At 37.5% G+C, this 20,298-nt stretch carries 15 protein-coding genes and 1 tRNA gene; 12 read left to right on the forward strand and 4 right to left on the reverse strand.

Features of this window, described 5'->3' with window-relative positions:
* Window positions 1-829: 829 nt before the first annotated feature.
* Together QZ574_RS18795 and QZ574_RS18800 are read left to right on the forward strand one after the other, a co-directional pair.
* A complete protein-coding gene (locus QZ574_RS18795) occupies window positions 830-6,340 on the forward strand; it encodes a T9SS type A sorting domain-containing protein (protein WP_297092432.1) in 5,511 nt (1,836 codons plus the stop codon).
* Window positions 6,341-6,431: 91 nt separating this feature from the next.
* Complete coding sequence (locus QZ574_RS18800) at window positions 6,432-7,175, forward strand: nitroreductase family protein (RefSeq protein ID WP_297092434.1); 744 nt, start codon at window positions 6,432-6,434, stop codon at window positions 7,173-7,175.
* Here the strand turns inward: QZ574_RS18800 and QZ574_RS18805 are convergent.
* The 3 genes from QZ574_RS18805 to QZ574_RS18815 are packed head-to-tail and all read right to left on the reverse strand — an operon-like array spanning window position 7,172 to window position 9,656.
* A complete protein-coding gene (locus QZ574_RS18805; RefSeq protein WP_297092437.1) occupies window positions 7,172-7,894 on the reverse strand; it encodes a LytTR family DNA-binding domain-containing protein in 723 nt (240 codons plus the stop codon). The genes QZ574_RS18800 and QZ574_RS18805 overlap by 4 nt on opposite strands.
* Complete coding sequence (locus QZ574_RS18810) at window positions 7,884-8,945, reverse strand: histidine kinase (RefSeq protein WP_297092439.1); 1,062 nt, start codon at window positions 8,943-8,945, stop codon at window positions 7,884-7,886. The genes QZ574_RS18805 and QZ574_RS18810 overlap by 11 nt, the downstream gene beginning before the upstream one ends.
* Window positions 8,946-9,656, reverse strand: a complete 711-nt coding sequence (locus QZ574_RS18815) for a glycosyltransferase (protein ID WP_297092441.1) — start codon at window positions 9,654-9,656, stop codon at window positions 8,946-8,948.
* A 236-nt stretch (window positions 9,657-9,892) separates the two neighbouring features.
* Between QZ574_RS18815 and QZ574_RS18820 the strand changes: the two genes are divergently transcribed.
* The 3 genes from QZ574_RS18820 (at window position 9,893) to QZ574_RS18830 (ending at window position 12,478) form a co-directional block, all read left to right on the forward strand.
* On the forward strand, window positions 9,893-10,933 hold the full coding sequence (locus QZ574_RS18820; protein ID WP_297092443.1) for an AIR synthase-related protein: 1,041 nt from the start codon (window positions 9,893-9,895) through the stop codon (window positions 10,931-10,933).
* Window positions 10,933-11,664: a bifunctional demethylmenaquinone methyltransferase/2-methoxy-6-polyprenyl-1,4-benzoquinol methylase UbiE gene (gene ubiE / locus QZ574_RS18825; RefSeq protein WP_297092445.1), complete on the forward strand. Its 732-nt coding sequence runs from the start codon at window positions 10,933-10,935 to the stop codon at window positions 11,662-11,664. Before QZ574_RS18820 ends, ubiE begins: the two co-directional genes overlap by 1 nt.
* 61 nt (window positions 11,665-11,725) lie before the next feature.
* Window positions 11,726-12,478, forward strand: coding sequence for a porin family protein (locus QZ574_RS18830; RefSeq protein WP_297092447.1), 753 nt, complete (start codon window positions 11,726-11,728; stop codon window positions 12,476-12,478).
* Here QZ574_RS18830 and QZ574_RS18835 read toward each other — a convergent pair.
* Window positions 12,466-13,236, reverse strand: a complete 771-nt coding sequence (locus tag QZ574_RS18835; RefSeq protein WP_297092449.1) for an RNA methyltransferase — start codon at window positions 13,234-13,236, stop codon at window positions 12,466-12,468. The two genes, QZ574_RS18830 and QZ574_RS18835, sit on opposite strands and share 13 nt — an antisense overlap.
* 85 nt (window positions 13,237-13,321) lie before the next feature.
* Between QZ574_RS18835 and QZ574_RS18840 the strand changes: the two genes are divergently transcribed.
* From QZ574_RS18840 to QZ574_RS18870, 7 genes are all read left to right on the forward strand, one after another.
* The gene (locus QZ574_RS18840) at window positions 13,322-15,670 is read left to right on the forward strand and encodes a BamA/TamA family outer membrane protein (RefSeq protein ID WP_297092451.1); all 2,349 of its coding nucleotides are present in this window, start codon (window positions 13,322-13,324) and stop codon (window positions 15,668-15,670) included.
* 138 nt (window positions 15,671-15,808) lie between these two features.
* Window positions 15,809-17,185 (forward strand): sodium-dependent transporter, encoded by a 1,377-nt coding sequence (locus QZ574_RS18845; RefSeq protein ID WP_297092453.1) that lies wholly within the window; start codon window positions 15,809-15,811, stop codon window positions 17,183-17,185.
* Between the two features lie 139 nt (window positions 17,186-17,324).
* Window positions 17,325-18,419, forward strand: coding sequence for a helix-hairpin-helix domain-containing protein (locus tag QZ574_RS18850; RefSeq protein WP_297092455.1), 1,095 nt, complete (start codon window positions 17,325-17,327; stop codon window positions 18,417-18,419).
* Between the two features lie 115 nt (window positions 18,420-18,534).
* Window positions 18,535-18,726, forward strand: a complete 192-nt coding sequence (rpsU, locus tag QZ574_RS18855) for a 30S ribosomal protein S21 (RefSeq protein ID WP_297092457.1) — start codon at window positions 18,535-18,537, stop codon at window positions 18,724-18,726.
* A 41-nt stretch (window positions 18,727-18,767) separates the two neighbouring features.
* The gene (locus QZ574_RS18860; protein WP_297092459.1) at window positions 18,768-19,664 is read left to right on the forward strand and encodes a tyrosine-type recombinase/integrase; all 897 of its coding nucleotides are present in this window, start codon (window positions 18,768-18,770) and stop codon (window positions 19,662-19,664) included.
* A gap of 2 nt (window positions 19,665-19,666) precedes the next feature.
* Window positions 19,667-19,969, forward strand: a complete 303-nt coding sequence (raiA, locus tag QZ574_RS18865; RefSeq protein WP_297092460.1) for a ribosome-associated translation inhibitor RaiA — start codon at window positions 19,667-19,669, stop codon at window positions 19,967-19,969.
* Between the two features lie 257 nt (window positions 19,970-20,226).
* Window positions 20,227-20,298 (forward strand) — tRNA-Gly (locus tag QZ574_RS18870).

The raw sequence follows: 20,298 nt of genomic DNA on the forward strand, positions 1-20,298 counted from the left end.
GTCCCCCGGAAGGGGCTAGCAAGCGATATTAATATATTAGCAAAAGAACAAAGTCCACCGGATTTTTAATGTGATCCGATATTACTACTCATTTTTACATAGTACGAAGATGGTGAAGCTACTCTGAGGTAAATAATAATTCCGGTTACGTTTAATGGTAGAAGAAAACAAGACCAGCGGAAAACAGGAATCCGCTTTTATACCTATTAATAACCGAACAGTTTTTAGAAAGCTGAATCCTGTTTAGGTCTTTTGTTGCTGGAGGTTTTCTATCCCTTGCTGCTGTTGATAACTGTATGCCGGGCATTTGCAGGTTTTACACGAGCTGATCCCAAGAAGTAATAGTATAAAAATAGTAATACTTAGGAGCTTGCGACAATGCCAGCCACTTCTTTGTTGGTGAAATGAAGAACGAAGTCGTTGAAAACCCTTTAAAAAGCTGTGTCTATTGTAATTTTGGTCGCTATTTTTCATCGTTTCTGAAAATATTACATAAAATAAGCGAAAAAATAATCCATTTATTATATGTAATTAAAAAAATAAGATTAAAATTGCACTGAAATAGGTTTAAATACAGAGCCTGGATTGCGTTCAAACCCAAAAAATAATTAGATATTAAAAATTAAGCTTTGGATTTGGTATGGCCCTGTTGAAAACATTGTGTAAAAGAATGCATTTTATGCAGGTTATATTTTGTACATTGATGCAAATTTTTATACGTTTGTAGAGTTTACTATACTTACAGAGACCAAATAGTCAGGATAAATGATTAAAGAATTAAATAAATTAAAATCAATCAATCAATTAAGTTCAATTTAAAAGAAATGCTATGAGAAAAATGTTTACAAGGCTTTTTAGCTTAGCGTTGCTTGTTATGTTGTTGAGCACGGTTACTGTGGTTAAGGCGCAGAATGACTGTGGCCCGACAATTTCGGCAAGTGATGTTGTGCTGGTTACCGACATTACAACGGTATGCGACAGCGATCTTGTTCAGTACAAGGTTACTGGGTATCCGGATGCAAAATTTGCGTTTAACTGGGATGGTGATCCAGATGATGTAGGTGGTTATACCGCCGATTCTACTTTCTGGGTGACAGAAGGAGTAGGATTCACAGTACGGGTGTTAGTTAATGATACTTGTTACTCTAATGAATTGGATCTCGCTGGTCAGGATACAATCCAGCAGGTTTTGATCGATTCAATGGCTGCGGAACATCCGCAATGTTGGGACGATCAGGGTGAGGTTACTATTTATTTTGAAGGTAGCCATCCTCCACATACAGTTTATTTTGTAGATAGTGTTAACTGGGTAGGACCAGCTGGTGATTACTCGGATTACGCTTATGAAGGTGGTACGCAGTTTGCTGCTGCAGGTGGCTGGTACTATGCTGCTGTTCAGGGTGTAAATCCTGATTGTGGAGTTTCAGAATGGGATTCTGTTTATGTGAATTATCCTCCTGATGTAGTTGAAATTACTCAGTTTGAAGCTTCTACTGACTCTGTGTTGTGTAGAGGCGATTCAGTAGATATTATTGTAAATGTAATTGGTGGTACTCCTTATGCTGATGGATCTTATGATATCACTATTGGTGGTATGACTGTTACCGAAATTGTTCCTGCAGTAATATCAGTGCCTGCCGGATCATATACGGTATCAGTTGAAGATAGCTTAGGCTGTCCTGGTAATCTTGACAGTACTTTGGTTATTGTTCAGCCAGACGAAATTACATTTGATATTGCAATTGTAGATGTTAGTTGTGGTGATACTACAACTAAAGATGGTGTAATTAAAGTATTTAATATTGAGCCTGCCGGTGTTGCTTACACTGCATGGGTTGGAGGCGGTTCTCCTGTTTCAATGACAGGTGATACTATCTTTATTGAAGACTTGTCGCCAATTTACTACTCATTATATGTTGGGAATCCATGTATGGATACAGCAGAATACGACAATCCAAACGGAACTGGTAATGTTGTTTCTGTGCAGTCTCCTGAAGACTTACATTATGAAGTGGTTTATAACGACACTATTATTTGTTATGGCGATAGCACTTGGGTAACTATTGAAAATTTAACCGGTGGTTCAGGAAACTATGAGTTTAGTTTCGATGGCGAAATGTGGCAAGATACTGCATGGGCATGGTATGTTGAAGCAGGTGATTACACACTAAGTGTAAGAGATGCTGATGAAACAGACTGTGAATTAGCATGGCCGGAAGATATTGAAATCGACCAATTGATGCCAGTACATTTCAACGGATGGGATGAAGTAGAACCAACATGTACCGGAGGAAACGATGGTTTACTTAAGATTTACGCTGCAGGTGGTACCGGAGAATACGAATATTCAATAAATGGTAACGACTGGTATGTTGATAATGTATTTAATGTACGCGGTGGACGTAATTATGATATTTATGTTCGTGATGCCAATTGTCCACACTTAACAGATGAATACGAAATTTATGTGGATGATGCTTATCATTATATTGATTATTTAGTGAGTGCTGATACTGTAGTTTGCGAAGGTGAAACAAGTGAAGGCGTACGTGGTTATGGTTACTGGTCTGGAATAGATTATGATGACAATAGATATTTGAGCGCCTATGTGACTACAGATGTTGATTCTGTTTATTTGGCAGGTGAACAAATTGGTGCTTATGCGAATTGGTATGATGAATTCTATTTCTATTTTTATCCTTATCATTTAGACGAGGATGTAATTGCTCCAGGAACCTACTATATCTGGATTGAAGATTCTTACGGTTGTAAACTTGATCAGGACGGTGATGGCGAAGCTGATTACTTCACCTTTACTGTTAGAGAACAGGAATTAGCTACTGTTACAGCAACTGTTACAGAGGTTGCTTCGTGTTACGAATCAAACGATGGCAAAATCACCTTGAAATTAGATGGTGAACCAGCTATGGATGGTTACGATATTTATTATGCATTAGCTAATACAAAAGCTAAAGCAGAAAATATGGAAATGGACGAATATGGTTTAGAATGGCCAGAAGGTGCAGATTCAGTAAATATCAACGTTAGTAAAGGTACTTACTTTGCTGTTGTTTGGGATGAGTTCTGTAACGATACTACGCGTTTCATTTCTGACTCAATTATTGTAGCCGGTTACGACGAATTGTTAGTTGGAGATACTATTTCTACTACACACAATATTTGTTACGGCGATAGCTCAGGTGTTATCGAATTCGAAGCAGCCACTGGTGGTTCAGGCGAATTGGTATACAGCTTACACGAATACATGGGTGATGTTATTGAAGAATATGATTCAGTAACCACTACTATTTTCACAGGTCTTCCTGAAGGTTGGTACGTATTGGAAGTAATCGACCTTAACGGTTGCGAAGGCGATATGAGTGAGCCTATTATTATTACGCAGCCAAAAGAAGCTGTAGATTTCTCTATGGACTACGAACATATCTCTTGTTTTGGTGCAAGTGATGGTAAAGTATTCATCGATGCATACGGTGGCGTAAGCGGAGATTACGAATTTAAAATTGGTGCTGCTCCTTGGTTAGCATTCCCAGCAGATTCAGACAAAAAAACAGTTGTTATTACAGAACCAGGTACATACCAGGTTTGGGTACGCGATGCAGACTCTCCTGAATGTCCATCAGAACCACAAACTGTAGTTATTAATCAACCGTTACCTTTAATGTTGGATGTTGATGTTACAGACGTAACTGCTAGTTGTTTAGAAGATCCTAATGGTAAATTAGAAATAACTGTTACCGGAGGTAACGTTGGGGTTGATTTCGATATATATGTAAATGATATAATGGTTGGCTCACACGAAGATTCAGCCTATACCGTAGTTCTTACAGATCTTGCTGCAGGTAACTATGAAATTGTTGCTATCGAAAATCATGGAAGAGAATGTGAAATCAGTACTGAAGTTGTAATTAACCAACCAGACAGTCTAATTGGTGTTGCTGTAATTGTTGATTCTGTACATTGTAATGGCAGCGACGAAGGTATTATTGAAGTTACTTCAGTTAGTGGAGGTACTGCTCCTTACGAATTAATACTTTCAGAATCAGCTGTAGCAATTGATACAATTACTTATGATGCTGATGGTGAAAATGTATTCGAAATGTTGGTTGCAGGTTCTTACAGTGTAACAGTAGTTGATGCTGAAGGATGCGAGAGTAACATTAATAATTTAGATATCTCAGAACCAACAGAATTGGAACTTGAAGCTACCTGGATTCAGGACATTACCTGTCTGGATTCTGGAATGTTCTCAATTCAAGCTTCAGGCGGTGTTGGAAACTACGAATACTATGCAGCTTTAGCTGATCCTGTAACAGGTCACATTCTTATTGAAGACATTCCTGCTGTTGATGGCGACGAATGGGTAAGCGATAGCGTATTCAGTGTAAAAATGGCCGGAACATGGGTTGTATGGGCGAAAGATGCTAACAACTGTATTATCGGTGGTGAATACGATGAAAACGATCAGCCTGTTAACGAATGGCGTGTTCAAATTGAAGAACCAGCTTTCGTTGTAACATTTGATATTGACGTTGAAGATCCTATTCAGTGTAACGGTGAAACTACAGCTGATGTAATTGTTAGCAATGTAGTAGTAACTGAAAACGAAACTCCACTTGTTGATCCGGAAGTTACTGTAGAAATCGACGGTGTTGAAATGGATACTTTAGAAAATGTCGGAGCAGGTGTATATTACATTACTGTGACACATGATGCAACTGGTTGTTCTACAATGGATTCAGTAGAAGTTACTGAGCCAAAAGAACTGGTAGCTGTGTTAGACAAAGCAGAAGGTATGTTTACTTGTCCTGATGAAACTGAAGGTTACATTGAAGTTACAGTTACTGACTCAAGTACAGCTCCATTTGAATACCAATTATGGCAAAGTGGAAACTTGAAAACTGATTACCAGGAAGATAATTCATTCTTAGTACAAACTGGTAAATCATACACTGTAGTTGTAATGGATGATAATGGTTGTACAGATACAACAAATACATTACAAATTATTCCTGTTGAGCCTATTACATTCGACATGATGGACGTTACTTGTTCAGGAGACACAGCTGCTTCTGTTAAAGTAAGTGTACAAGGTGAAGAAGGACGTAAATTCAAAGTAATGTGGAGACAATACGAAATTGAATCAGCTCCTCACTTTGGTGAAACAGGTTGGTACGAAGAAGGTGACATCATCTTAGATCAAATCTTCAAATTTGATAACGAAAGTGATGATGACCAACACTACGAAGTATATGTTGTTGACAGCATGGGATGTGAGTCTGCAAAAGATTCAGTAACATTCGACCAGGTAATCAGCGACGAACTTACTGTTACTGTAGTTGCAGGTGATGTTGACGGATGTGGAACTGAAGTTACTATTACTCCTGCGGGTGGTGTTGCACCTTACACTGTAATGGTTGGTGACGAAGTAATTACTGATGACATGGTAGTATTAGGTGGCGGTATGCACTACATTACTGTATACGATGCTCACGAATGTGCTGCTATGGATACCATTACATTGGAATACCCAATGAGCATGGATACTACATTAGTTACTTACACAGGCGAAGCTGTCCAGTTTGTATACGCAGAAGCGATGTTAGACACTATGCTTTATGCAGGTGATTACACATTCATCTACAATATGGATTCAGTTTGTACTGCAGAAATTAATGTAACGGTTGATGAAAAGGATAGAAGTATGCCAGACTTAGTAAGTGTAAGTCCAGTAGACACTCTTGAAGATAATCATCCAACATTCGTTATCACATTTGATGGACCAATTGCATTTAATGATTCAGTTACTGGAAACCTAACAGTTACAGTAAAAGATTCAACTGAAGAATATTTGACTATTCCTATCACTTCCACTATGGTTGATCCTGTTGCAGGAACGATTACAGTGACATACGAAGTTGCTGAAGGAGAATTAGGATTAGATAAAAACACTACTTACACTGTTGCTGTTGACAGCGGAGTTGTTGTAGGTGACGGTTTAACCTGGGACGGTGACGTTGCTGGTGAGCTTGGTGAAGAGTGGATGTTTACTACAGGTCCTGACTGGGCAACAGGTGTAGAGCCAGGATTCGAAACGCTTGAATTCGCGGTTTATCCTAACCCATTCAATGATTTCATCAGAATTGACAATGCAGATAAACTTGACCGTGTAGTTGTTTCTAACATTGCTGGTCAAAGAATCTTAGATATTGAATATCCAAGTTATGAAATCCGTACTGGTAATCTGGTAACTGGCGTTTACGTTGTAACATTAATTGCTGACGACGAAATCGTTAAATCAGAAAGGATTATTAAAAGGTAATACCGAATTGATTGATTAAAAAGGGGAAGCTTTTAGCTTCCCTTTTTTATTTTATAGAATAGTAGAATAAGCATTAAAAAAGTGAGTTGTAATGGAACTTTTAAACAAACATGTAACGGTTAGAAAGTTTAAAGACAAGGAAATTAGTGAAGAGTTGCTCAAGAGTATTCTTTATTCGGGCACACGCGCTTCTACAACCGGAAATATGCAGTTGTACAGCATCGTTGTTAATCGTTGTAAGGAAAGTATCGAAAAGCTGGCTCCGCTGCATTTTAATCAACCCGTTGCTAAGACGGCTCCTGTTCTATTAACTTTTGTTGCCGATTTTAATCGATTTACAAAATGGTGCGAATTTAATAATGCAAAGCCAGGATATAATAACTTCCTGTCGTTTACAAATGCTCTTATTGATGCTATTTTAGTTGCCCAAAACGTTTGTATAGCTGCTGAGAATTATGGGCTTGGTATTTGTTATTTAGGCACTACAACATACAATGCAAAAGAAATTATTGACGTGTTAGACCTGCCTTTACTTACTTTTCCGGTAACTACTGTAGCTTTAGGTTATCCGGTGGAGGTACCTGAGTTAACAGACCGAATTCCTTTGGAAGGAATTATTCATAAGGAGAGCTATTGTGACTACAAAAAGTCTGATATTGATCGCCTGTATGAATGTAAGGAGAATCTGGACGCTTCGAAAAAATTTGTGTCAGAGAATGGTAAGGAGACATTAGCACAGGTATTTACCGATGTGCGATACAAAGAAGCAGACAATAACTTTTTTTCGGCTAAAATGCTGGAAACATTAAAACAACAAGGTTTTATTTTATTCTAATCAGCAGTAAAGCGTTTTACATAGTCAAAAAAGTCGGAGCGATAACTATTGCCGATTGGTAATTTTTCTCCCGAAATACTAACCATATTGCCTTCTAACGATTCAATTTTATCAACTGCAATAATAAATGATTTGTGGGTGCGATAGAATTGGTCTTCCGGTAGCAAGGAGAAAATTTTCTTCATAGAAAGATTTGTAACAATTTTCTCGGTATTAAGATGTATCTTGATATAGTCTCCTAAGCCTTCAATGTAAAAAATATCGGAAAACTTAACTTTTATGGTTTTTTTGTTTGCTTTAATGAATAGAAAATCATTGACATCTTTATTGCTCTCCGCAGTAGTTGTTTGTTTATTCTTTAATAAAAAAAGCTCTTCTGCTCTGCTAAAAGCCTTAAAAAACCGTTCAAATGAGAATGGCTTCTTTAGGTAATCAATTGCATTTAGGTCATAGGCTTCCAGCGCATATTCGGAGTAGGCAGTGGTAAAAATAACCAAAGGCCGTCGGTTTAAGGTTTTAAGAAAAGAAATACCAGAGAGTTTCGGCATATTAATGTCTAAAAACAAAAGATCAACCTCGTTTTCGTGAATAAATTTTTGAGCACAAATAGCATCGTTACATGCTCCGGTGATTTCGAGGAAAGGAATTTTTTGTGCGTATTGTTTAATCACATTCTGAGCAAGGGGTTCGTCATCGATAATAAGAGCCTTAATTGCCATTTGTTTTAAGTTTTAATTGTAAAAGTACCGAGTGCTTATCATTTGCCCGCTCAATTTGTAAATGGTATTCTCCGGGCTTATAAAGGTGTTCCAGACGCTGTTTTACATTTGCAATACCTATTCCTGAGTTCTTGGTATTGGTATTTTCTTCGTTTGAATAATTGTTCTCCAAACGAAAACCTAACCAATCATCTTTTATTTCGAAGGTAATAGCGATAAAATCCGTTTCTGTTCCTGGCAAACCGTGTTTAAATGCATTATCTATAAAAGGTTCAAACAGAAGAGGAGCAATATATGCGGAAGGAACCGAGGAAGGTTTAGTATAATTAATTGAAGTATTTTCAGTAATACGTATTTTCTGTAAAGCAATAAAATTATCCACAAATTCAATTTCTTTTTGTAAAGCAATAAAATTGTCCTTTGAATCGTAAATAATGTGGCGCATTAGATCAGACAGCCGTAGAATCAGATCCGGAACCTTTTCCGATTGGATTAAGGCCAGTGAATAAATATTGTTTAATGAGTTAAACAAAAAGTGCGGATTTAACTGACCTTTTAAAGACTTCAGCTCTGCCTCAAGTTTTTCTTTTTCAGTTTTTGCAAGTTTATAGTTGATGTCTTGCAGCGAAAGCCAATCCTTAAATAATTTTAAAAATGTAGTAATGCCAACATAAAACAGGGTGGCAAAAAAGAAGGCGGAATGGGTCTCGGAACTAATTGACGTGAGTTGCTCAGAGACCTCAAGGAATGACCTTAGCGGGTAAACAATAAGGGCCTGAAGGATTAAACTGCTTATGGAAATAAGAACTACCAGCCAAAACAGGTAATAAATGTATTGTTTACGGGTAAGAAAACGTGGAATAAGAATGTACAAATTGAAATATACGGCAATGCCAAAACCTGCATTAATTGTTACAGCTTTGGCTATAGTTTTCAGGTCAAATTCGCGACTGTAAATAAAAAAAATGAAACACAAAAACAAAATACTGGCAGCCCAGAAAAGAAGATGCCCAATTACTTTGTTTCTTTTATTTAATAAGTGTTCCTGCATTTAAATTCGGTCTCGCTTTAAAAATATCTTTTTTAAATAATAAAGAACAGGGTTCTTATATTTCAGATTTTTCCAGGGCCTGCTCGAATGTGGCAGATGTAAAACCCTTATACCTTTTGCAAGATAATTACTAAATCCCATCTTTTTAGACTGGCGACTGATAAAAACATCAAACCAGTCTTTATTTTGTGCCAAATCATAAAAACTGAATTTTTGCAAAAAAGGTACAGTAATCAGTGTACAACAAAAACTTAAACTGTGCGAAGTATCAACCACGTCGTTACTCTTATGCTTCTCGAAATTGTATGGGAAGTTATAATTGTCGTTCTTATCAACAGTAATAGCTCCAATAACTCCTGCATCTGGTTTCGAATTCATTAGCTCAAGTAAACGTTCAATTGTGTCGTTTTTGATAACGACGTCAGATTCTATTAAAATTAGCGGAACCTTAGCCTGTAAAGCTAATTGTTGTACTTTTTGCAGAACCAGCTTGTAGTTAGGAGAAGGAGTATTGGTTATATCCTCGAGGTGCACAACAGAAAAACCATCTTTTGCGGCAGCCTCGTTTAAAAAGTCCCGGGTTTCTGGCTGACTGAAATCATTATATACAAAATAATCAAACTTACCTTTAGCTTCCATTATCGCTTTAATGGTACGTTTGGTTGTTTCCAACGAATCTTTAACCGGTGTAACTACTATTGCTTCTGACATTCTTTTTTAATTAAGTTGCAAAGTTAGTTAAATTCTCCCCAAGGTTTTAATCACAATACACGGCATTAAGCATTTTTAGCTGTTTTCATCATTTCTTTGTTATTCAAACATAAAAATCAAATATTCCAACACGCAAAATCAAACGGTATTATCAGGAACAAAAAAGAAAGCAAATTTTATGGTAAAATCACCTACTTAATTACCTTTGCCAGAGGTTAACAAGAAAAAAATGCTGTATGAGTGATGCTGTTCAAACAAAAGAAGAGTTCTCGATAGATCAAATTGCGGAACCAGAAAACCTGGAGGAGATAGTCTTCTCGCTAATGGTAAATCCTAATTTATCAACGATTAATTATTTTAACGATTTTAGTGAGCAAGGTATTTCTCCGGAATCGATTGGCGATAGCGATGCCGACGATACCGGCATTTTTGAAATGGATAATAATGGCACACGTATGGCAATGAGTACGCATGCCTTTCACCATCATTTAGAAAACGATCCGCAAAAAGCAACTGAAATTCTTATTGCACGGGCTACCCGGAAAATGTTGTGTTTTGGTGCCAAACCTTTTGCTTTGAGTGCTTTCTTGTATCACATCGACATTGCTGATCCGAATGGACAGTTTATTGCATCCGGAGCCAAAAAAGGATTAGAAAATGCAGCTGCAAAGTTTGGCTTAAAAATTTCAGACAGAAAAATTCGTTTTGACCATTTCTCGGAGCATGGACCTGTGCCTCCAACCATAATAATTAGTATGATGGCGCGGGTGGCTGCCGATGTAAGCCTAATAACGCATAGTTTTAAAAACAAAGGCAACCATATTTTTGTTATTGGCAGATCGTTAAACGACATCGGTTCTTCGGAGTATCTTGAGTTTTATCACGGTATATCAGAATCGCCGCTGCCCGCCTACAACATTGAAGATGAATTGGCTGTTCAGAAAGCCATAAAAGTATTAGCAGACAAAAATCTGATTGAGAGTGCTAGTCCGGTTGGTAAAGGTGGTTTGTTTTTTACTTTGCTGCGTGCTGCCATTCCAAACGAATTAGGATTTGATATTACCACTGACGCAGAAACCCGAAACGATGCCTTTTTATTTGGCGAAGCAATGGGCCGCCTGCTGGTTGGTGTGAATCCGGAAAAAGAAGATGATTTTGTGGATGCGATGTCGGAACTTAATGTACCCTTTTTTACGCTGGGGCACGTTACGAAAGGAGAAATCAGAATCGACGATGAGTCGTTTGGTTATATCGATAAAATGACTGTAGGATCTTAATGGCAGCCCTTCCTTACAAACAATCAACACAGTCAAAAAAAGGTCAGGTAGAGGAGATGTTTGATAATATCTCCTCAAAATACGATCTGCTTAACCACGTTTTGTCATTAAACATTGATAAACTGTGGCGAAAGAAAACAATTCGGAAGTTGAAACCCTACGCTCCTGAGAATATCCTTGATATTGCAACCGGGACAGGCGACTTTGCTATTGCAGCAACAAAACTTGGGGCGGTTAAAGTTACCGGGATTGATATCTCTGAAGGGATGCTGAATGTGGGTAGGAAAAAAATTCGGGACAAAAGTCTTGAAAAACAAATAAATTTCATAAAAGCTGACTCGGAAAAACTCCCTTTTGAAAATGCATCTTTTGATGCTGCGATCGTTGGTTTTGGTGTTCGTAACTTCGAAAACCTGGAACAAGGTTTAACTGAAATTTTTAGGGTAATAAAACCGGGTGGTGCTTTTTTTGTACTCGAATTCTCAAAACCTGTACATTTTCCCTTTAAGCAGATTTATATGTTCTATTTTAAATATATTTTACCGTTTATAGGAAGATTTATATCAAAAGATAGCAGCGCATATACTTATTTGCCCGAATCGGTTTATGAATTTCCGGATGGTGACAGATTTTTAACTATTTTAGCCGATGTTGGATTTGTACATAATGAGTGCTTTAGGCAAACATTTGGAATAGCCTCAATTTACCTGGCACATAAACCCAACAAATAGAACCGTTAATACAATAAAGTTTTTGTTTTTTTGTTTTTCATAAAAGCAACAATTTACGAAAGTGAAGAAAGTTTTTATCTCAATAATAGTCCTGTTTATTGGTTGTAGTGTTTTTGCACAGAAACAAAAAATTAACTACCTCACCACCTTCGATGATAAACTTTTTCATTTTGGGTTTACGATTGGAATGAATACCCTCGATTTTAATGTGGTAAATTACAACCCCATTGGTGAAAATCCCGATTTTATTCCATACCCTCTTGACCGAATTGCATGGGATAGTAAAATCCGATCAGATGTGGCTACTTTAACTCCTGGTTTTACAGTTGGTATTATAACCAGTATGCGATTGTCGAAAGATTTTAACCTGAGGTTTTTACCCGGACTTTCGTTTGGCGAGCGACAGTTGACATTTAATGTGCCGGTAAAAGATGTTAACGTGTATGATGAAGATTTGTCGTATTATACCATACGTTCAACATTTCTTGATTTTCCGCTACTATTAAAGTATAAGGCCCGGCGAATTAATAACGACAGACCTTATGTTATTTTTGGTGGCGCTTATCGACATGATATTTCACGTACGGCGCAGGAAGACTTAATAAAACTAAAGAGCGGTGGATTATACGCTGAGCTTGGCGGTGGCTGGGATCATTATTTCCCGTTTTTCCGTTTTTCTGTTGAAGCAAAATTCAGCCTTGGATTAAACAACCAGTTAGGCGATTTGCCGGGAGGCCAACAACGTTTGTATTATGCCCAATCCATAAAAAATCTACGGTCGAAAATATTCACACTGTCGTTTCACTTCGAGTAATTTCGTTTAAACTCAGAACAAATTATTGCTGTTGCAACTGATACGTTTAAGGATTCGGCTTTAACTGCATTTGTTGAGAAATTAGGAATGCTTAAGCGGTTTTTGATCTGTTTTTCTATAACCGCCCTTATTCCCTTACCTTCGTTTCCCATTACAAGAACAGCTCTGGCTGGCAATTCCTGCTGGTAAATGTTCTCGCCTTTCATAAATGCACCAAATACCGGAACATTATATTGCTCTGCAAGTTTGAATAGCGGCTCAAATTCACAGGAAACAGACTCAACACGATTGAAAGACCCCATGCTGGCCTGTATTACTTTTGGGTTATACCAATCAACACAATCCGGCGAACAGAATAAACGATCAACACCGTACCAATCGCAAATACGTATAATCGTTCCCATATTTCCCGGATCCTGAATTCCGTCAAGATATATGGACAAGTTATTTCCGATTTCAATTTCCGAATTGTTTTTTTCCGGAATTTGGCAAACGGCCAAGCTATATTGTGGGTGCTGAAGCAAGCTAATTTTTTTCAGCGTTTTCTGATCTACCTCAATTATTCTTTTTGCCGAATTTGGGGGAAGTACATTTTGTTGCAAAAAATGATCGGTCACAACTAAAATCTCCACTTCAAGTTCAGATTGCAATACTTCACCAACCATTTTGTCGCCTTCAACAAGGAATAAATTTTCTTTTGTTCTGTATTTTTTTAATCCCAAAGAATTAATAAGTTTTATTGTACTTTTACCAATCATTGATTTTAACCCAATTGTTAGATAATAAAGGTAAAGTTACTTTTTCTAAAAAAACTCTTGGTTATTTTTGTTAAAATAAAAGTTGTTGGAATTGGTAGAGCGGTTGTACAAACAGATTACAGGAAGTTTTAAGTGGATAATGTTATTATCTGTCGTGGTTTTGGCATCGTGTTCCCAAACACGTTTTGTTCCGGAGCAGGAATACTTATTACAAAAGGTTGAACTGGAAGTTGATAACCCTAAAGTTAGCAAAGAAGAAGCCCGTGCAGTACTTCGGCAGAAAGAAAATTATAAGATTCTTGGTTTTATAAAATTTTACCTGATGCTCTATAATTTGTCGTCGAAGAAAAAGACTGATGACTGGTTAAAACGAATTGGAGAGGCCCCTCAAATTTATGATAATGTAATGGCTGAACGTTCGGTTGATCAGCTGGAACAGTACATGGGGCAGAAAGGATATTACCAGGCCCAAGTAGAAAAAAATGTAGATTTTAATGAAAAAAAGCAAAAAGCAACACTGACGTTTTCGGTTAAATCTGGACAGCAATATAAAATAAGGCGCATTAACTATCACTTTGAAACGCCGGAATTGAAAGAAATTTTTTTTAAAGATTCTACTAAAAACAGAATGCGGCCTGGCACTCCTTTTGATATTTACGAATTAGAAAAGCAACAGCGTAGAATAGTAAGTTTATATCAAAACAATGGTTACTATTATTTTTCAAAGAACCAGGTTCGGTACCTGGCCGATACAACGCTTTACAGCAGGCAGGTGCTTTTGGATTTGTATATTGGCGAAATTCAATCCAGCCAAATAGACAGCTCGAAACTTTTAAAACCCTACCTGCTTAATAAGTTCTTTTATTTGGTTATGCCCGGTAATACGCCGGTAACCGCAAACCGGCAAAATACACTGGTCTTTTCAGACACTATAACTTGGGACAACTCGGTGCTTTATGCCAACAAACAAGTCTCTTATCCACCAGGCTTGTTTATCCGTACCAATCAAATGAAAAGTGGCGACTTGTACAATGCCAGCGAGGTGGAAAACACATTTAATGGCCTAAACAGGTTACGCCAGTTTCGTTTTGTCGATATTCAATTTAATGAAACCTACCCTGAACAGGATACAAATTTGCTGGATTGTCATATTCGTCTGGCACCGTTAAATAAACAGTCAACCTCTTTTGACATTGAAGGGACAAACACTTCGGGAAACCTGGGAGTTGCCGGTAATATTTACTACCAACACCGAAACCTGTTTAAAGGAGCCGAGGTTTTTCAGTTGCGGTTAAAAGGAGCGACAGAACGAATGCATCGGAAAGTTGACAATCAAACCGAGGCATTTAATACCCGTGAGTTTGGTGTGGAAACAAACCTAATGATTCCAAAACTTCTGGGGCCCGGAAAATATATAAATAGTTTTGCCAAGTACTTACCAAAAACTGTTTTTAACGCCGGGTACAACTACCAGAAAAGACCCGAATATACACGACGAATCACCAACTTTAAGGTAGGATACGACTGGAAAACATCTCAGAATTACCAACACTTATGGAATTTTTTAGATGTAAATGTGGTACGTTTATACGAGTTTGATCCTGATTTTATAAATTCGATAAAAGACCTGTACATAAAAAGCAGTTTTACCGATCACCTGATATTTGCAATGAATTATTCCCTTATTTATAATAATCAGCGTCTGGCGTCGAATAAAAATTATACCTACGCGCGAATGAATGTTGAATCTTCCGGAAATTTGCTTTACGCACTTTCCCGAATTACCGGTAGGGATAAATCAACAGCTACTGACACCATTACCAATGAAACTTATGAGTTTTATAAGTTTTTTAATATTCGGTTTGCACAATATGTAAAGGCAGACCTCGAGCTGAGAAGAGCCATTCAGATTGACCGTTACAATTCTGTTGTTGGTCGAGCGTTTGTTGGTGTTGGATTACCTTATGGCAACTCCCGCGTTTTACCCTACGAAAAGCAATATTTTGCAGGTGGTGCCAATGGTATTCGTGCCTGGCAGGTGCGCTCCTTAGGCCCCGGAACTTATAAAGCTCCAGATGATGCCTATCCCAATCAATCTTCCGACATTAAGCTTGAAGCCAACCTCGAATATCGTTTCCGACTATTAGGAGCCTTAGAAGGTGCTCTGTTTTTAGATGTCGGAAATATTTGGGCCATGAATGAAAGCGACAACCGGGAAGGAGCTCAATTTAAACTGAATAAATTTTACCGGCAGTTTGCTGTGGGCACAGGTACTGGTTTTCGATTTGATCTTTCCTATTTTATCTTGCGTGCTGATATTGGAATGAAACTTCGTGACCCTTCTGCCCAAGAAGGACAACGGTGGATTATTGGTAACCGAAGTTTAACCGGAGATGACTTTGCTTTTTCATTTGCAATAGGTTATCCGTTTTAAATTCTCGGAATCCAGGGTTAATCTTTTTGGTTTTTTTTAACCAGTTTTTTGTCATGAGTATTTTTTTTGCATTTTTGAGGCGCAATCTGTGAGAGGTTGTAAGTTTAAGGCGTCAAAAAATTATAAAACATTATTGGTATGTCAAGTCTTCCTTCAGGAAACCGCGATTCGTTTAGTTCTAAATTTGGTGTAATTGCCGCTGCAGCAGGTTCGGCAGTCGGATTGGGAAATATATGGCGATTTCCATTGGTAACTACCCAAAATGGGGGGGGAGCCTTTTTGTTACTCTATATTGGTTTTATTCTTTTTATCGGAATCCCTGTAATGTTATCCGAGTTTACAATCGGACGACGTGCTCAGCTCAATGCCTTTGGGTCTTTTAAAAAAATAGCACCCGGAACACCGTGGTATCTGGTTGGTTTTTTGGGTATTCTTACCGCTTTTGCCATACTGGCATTTTACAGCACAGTTGCCGGTTGGACACTGGAGTATCTCGTGCAGGCCATTTCAGGGAAACTGTTGCATACCCAGGATATGGAAAAGAATTTTGCCGATTTTAGTACCCATCCGTACCGCCCCTTAATCTGGCAGTTGGTTTTTATGTTGTTAACTGCTGTTGTTGTATATGCCGGAATTCAAAAAGGAATCGAGAAGTTTACCAAAATTTTAATGCCCATCCTTTTGGTACTTATCATATTTGTAGTTGTGCGTGCCATATCGTTGCCAGGAGCCGGAGAAGGGGTTAAATATCTTTTTGTACCCGATTGGAGTGCCGTAAATTTCAAAACAGTTTTAATGGCATTGGGGCAGGCCGCTTTTTCATTAAGTATAGGTATGGGAACGCTAATTACTTATGGTTCATATATACAAAAAGATAATAACCTGTTAAAAACCTCAGCACAGGTTGCTTTTGCCGATACCAGCATTGCCATCCTTTCGAGCCTGATGGTTATTCCGGCAATTTTTGCCTTCTCGGTTGGATCTATAGATCAAATGTCGCCCGGTCCTGGTTTGGTGTTCGAGGTATTGCCAAATGTTTTTAAATCGATGCCCGGAGGAGTAATATTCTCAATTATTTTCTTCTTTCTTTTAAGCGTGGCAGCATTAACGTCAACTATTTCGGTACTCGAAGTTGTTGTTGCTTATTTAAAAGAAGAACTTCAGTTTTCGCGCGGAAAGGCAACGCTTATTGGGTCAGTATCCATTAGTGTTCTTGGTGTTTTGGCGACCTTGTCTTTTGGGCCTCTTGCAGATTTTCAGCTATTTGGTCAAACTATTTTTGGGGTTCTGAATTATGCGTCGGCAAATATTATGCTAACATTTGGCGCCTTGTTAATTGTTGTTTTTGTAGGATGGAGAATGGGCAGAACAGCCTTTATGGAAGAAATTAGCAACAAAGGACAATTGGTTTCGGTAATGTTTAAAATAGTATTCTTTATTATTCGCTACATTGCTCCAATTGCTATAGGAATTATTGCAGTTGCCGCATTATTTATGGAGGGAATTACAGGGTAAATTTCCCCCGATTTATTAGAAACCTTTCGGTTTAACGTCCTTTTCTTTATTGATTTAATGAACTTAATGATGTAAATTAGCATCTCTTAAGTTCCTGAATACAATGAAGAGAACCTGGCTCAAGTTAAAAAATGGATTCTTGGCATATTCCCGCGGTGACCGAATTGGTATAATCATTTTGGCAATCATTGTTGTTATTTTGATTGGGGTAAAAGTATTGTATAACCAATTTGAACCCAGGTCGCTTTATACCCGCGAACAGCTTGCCGAAATACTGGAAGAATGGGATAAAAGTTTGCAAAACGAACAAAAAATCGCAACTCAAGAGCACCAGCTATTTGAATTTGACCCCAATAAAATTGCAGGTAGTAAACTCGATTCATTGGCATTACCCGAAAATGTAAAACGCAACCTTATAAAATATCGTGATGCCGGAGGTCATTTTAATTCAAGGCACGACTTCAGGAAGCTTTATGGTATCAATGATTCCATTTTTAATCAAATTTCACCTTACCTCGTGATTTCGGATGTGCAAGATCACAGCGGGCGCAGAAAAGCTAACGTAACACAAACAGAATTGCCAACCGGTAAATTCGATCCAAATTTTGCAAAAAAGGAAGTGCTGAAAAGTTACGGTTTAAACAATTTTCAGGTTTCTAATATTGTTGCTTACCGCAATAAAGGAGGAACATTCAAACAAAACACTGATCTTCTTAAAATTTACGGAATGGACTCGCTTGCCTATAACAAAATAGAGCGTTACATTAAATTTGAAAATACAGAAAAAGCCGACTCTGCTGTGGCAAAAGAAAATATACCTGTTGTAAAAGAGTATTTAAAAGTTGAATTAAATAAGGCTGATACCACTCAGTTAAAACAGTTGAATGGGATAGGATCGGTATATGCCGCACGAATAATAAAATATCGAGAGTTGCTTGGTGGCTTTTACTCTAAACAACAATTGCTTGAAGTTTATGGCTTTTCAGAAGAAACATATCGGAACGTGGAGGGCCAGATAGTGATAGATACATTATTAATCAAAAAAATCAGGATTAATTTCGCAGAGTACCGCGACCTGATAAGACATCCGTATTTTAATAAGTCACAAACAACAGCAATACTTAACGCCAAAGATAAAGATGGACCGATAAAGGAAATAGCTGATTTAAAGCATATTCAAACTCTTGAACCTGAGTTTATTGATAAGATACGTCCTTATATTACTTGTCGTTAAAAAAGTAAAAACAAAAATTTAGCGATAGGAAATATTATTTTTTTGCTTTAAATTTGATTTACTATGAATTATTTCTAAATTTGCGCCTCAATTTTAAAAAGTAAATCCGAAAGATATGATTATTATTCCGGTAAAAGAGGGCGAAAATATTGAAAGAGCTTTAAAAAGGTTCAAGAGAAAATTTGAGAAGACTGGTGTGATTAAAGAATTACGCGAACGTCAAAAGTTCACCAAGCCTTCAGTAAGAAGAAGAGAAGAATTGAAAAAAGCTGCCTACGTACAAGGTTTGCAGCAGCAGGAAGACTAAAATCTTTTAGTGGTTCCTGATTTATTAGTTGTAGATGGCCAATGAGTTATCAGGAATCGTTTATCAATTTTTTAAAGTATGAGAAGAGATACTCTACTCATACGGTGACAGCATACAAAAAAGACCTCGATCGGTTTGTGGAATTTTGCACAAAAATGGTCGGGGATTTTATTGTTAAAGATGTAGATTTGAAGCTGATGCGGTCATGGGTGGTGCACCTTATGGAACAAGGCAATAGCCCTCGGTCAGTCAGTCGAAAAGTGAGTGCGGTAAAGTCGTTTTACAACTATTTACTGCGCGAGCAGGTTGTTGATTCAAACCCGGCATTAAACGTACCGTTACCAAAAGTACGGAAAAAGCTGCCGAACTTTGTTGAAGAAACAAAGCTGCATCATTTGTTGGATGATAACCTTTTTGAACAAGATTTTAGAGGAATTCGAGACAAGCTGATTCTCTCCTTGTTTTACGGGACGGGAATGAGATTAGCTGAGTTAATACAATTGAAAGATCGTGATTTTAATACAAGTGAATATTTGATTCGTGTATTAGGAAAACGAAATAAAGAACGTATTGTTCCTTATCCAAGAGAGATTAACAAATTACTCGAAGATTACGTAAAAATCAGAAACAAGGAGTTAGGTAACCCAGAGGGTGTTTTACTTGTAACCGAAAAAGGTAAGCCCGTGTACGAAAAGTTAGTGTACCGCGTAGTAAAAAACAACCTGGCAAAGGTTACTTCTCTTGAAAAGAAAAGTCCGCACGTTTTAAGGCATACATATGCAACTCATTTGTTGAATAATGGCGCCGATTTAAATGCGGTGAAAGAATTATTAGGTCATGCAAATTTGGCAGCAACTCAGGTTTATACACATACAACTTTCGAGAAACTGCAACAGAGTTATAAACAAGCCCACCCCCGGGGTGGTAAAAACGATTAATTATGGAAGTAAAAATTAATTCAGTGCATTTTAACGCCGACCAAAAGTTGGTGGAATTCGTGAATAAAAAAGTAAACAAACTGGATACTTTTTTTGATGGTATTATAAATGTAGAGGTAACCTTAAAGGTTGCAAAACCGGAAGCAGCTAACAATAAAGTTGCTGAGTTAAAACTTTCCATTCCTGCCCAAGATTATTTATTCGCCAAAAAACAGGCAGATACATTTGAGGAGGCAATTGATTTGGCTATCGATGCCATTAAAAAACAGTTAGTTAAGTACAAAGAAAAACTCAAGAGTAAATAATAATTAAAAATTAGGAAACAATTTTTAGTTTTTTAAAATAATATTTTTACATTTGCACACCCTTTTTAGGGACGTTCTGAAGACAGCTGAAATAAAGGAATTTGAGAGAAAGATAAGGTTTCTATCGTTAAATTATTCTTCCTGCGATTAAAGAAAAAGACGTAGGTAAAATAAAAAATAGAAATTATGAAGAAAGATGTTCGGTTGTTTGGAAAAAAGTTGTAATTTTGCACGGCATTTTTGCCAGTAGATTATAAGCGGGAATAGCTCAGTTGATAGAGCATTAGCCTTCCAAGCTAAGGGTCGCGGGTTTGAGTCCCGTTTCCCGC

The sequence above is a fragment of the uncultured Draconibacterium sp. genome, assembly GCF_913063105.1.
Lineage (GTDB): Bacteria > Bacteroidota > Bacteroidia > Bacteroidales > Prolixibacteraceae > Draconibacterium.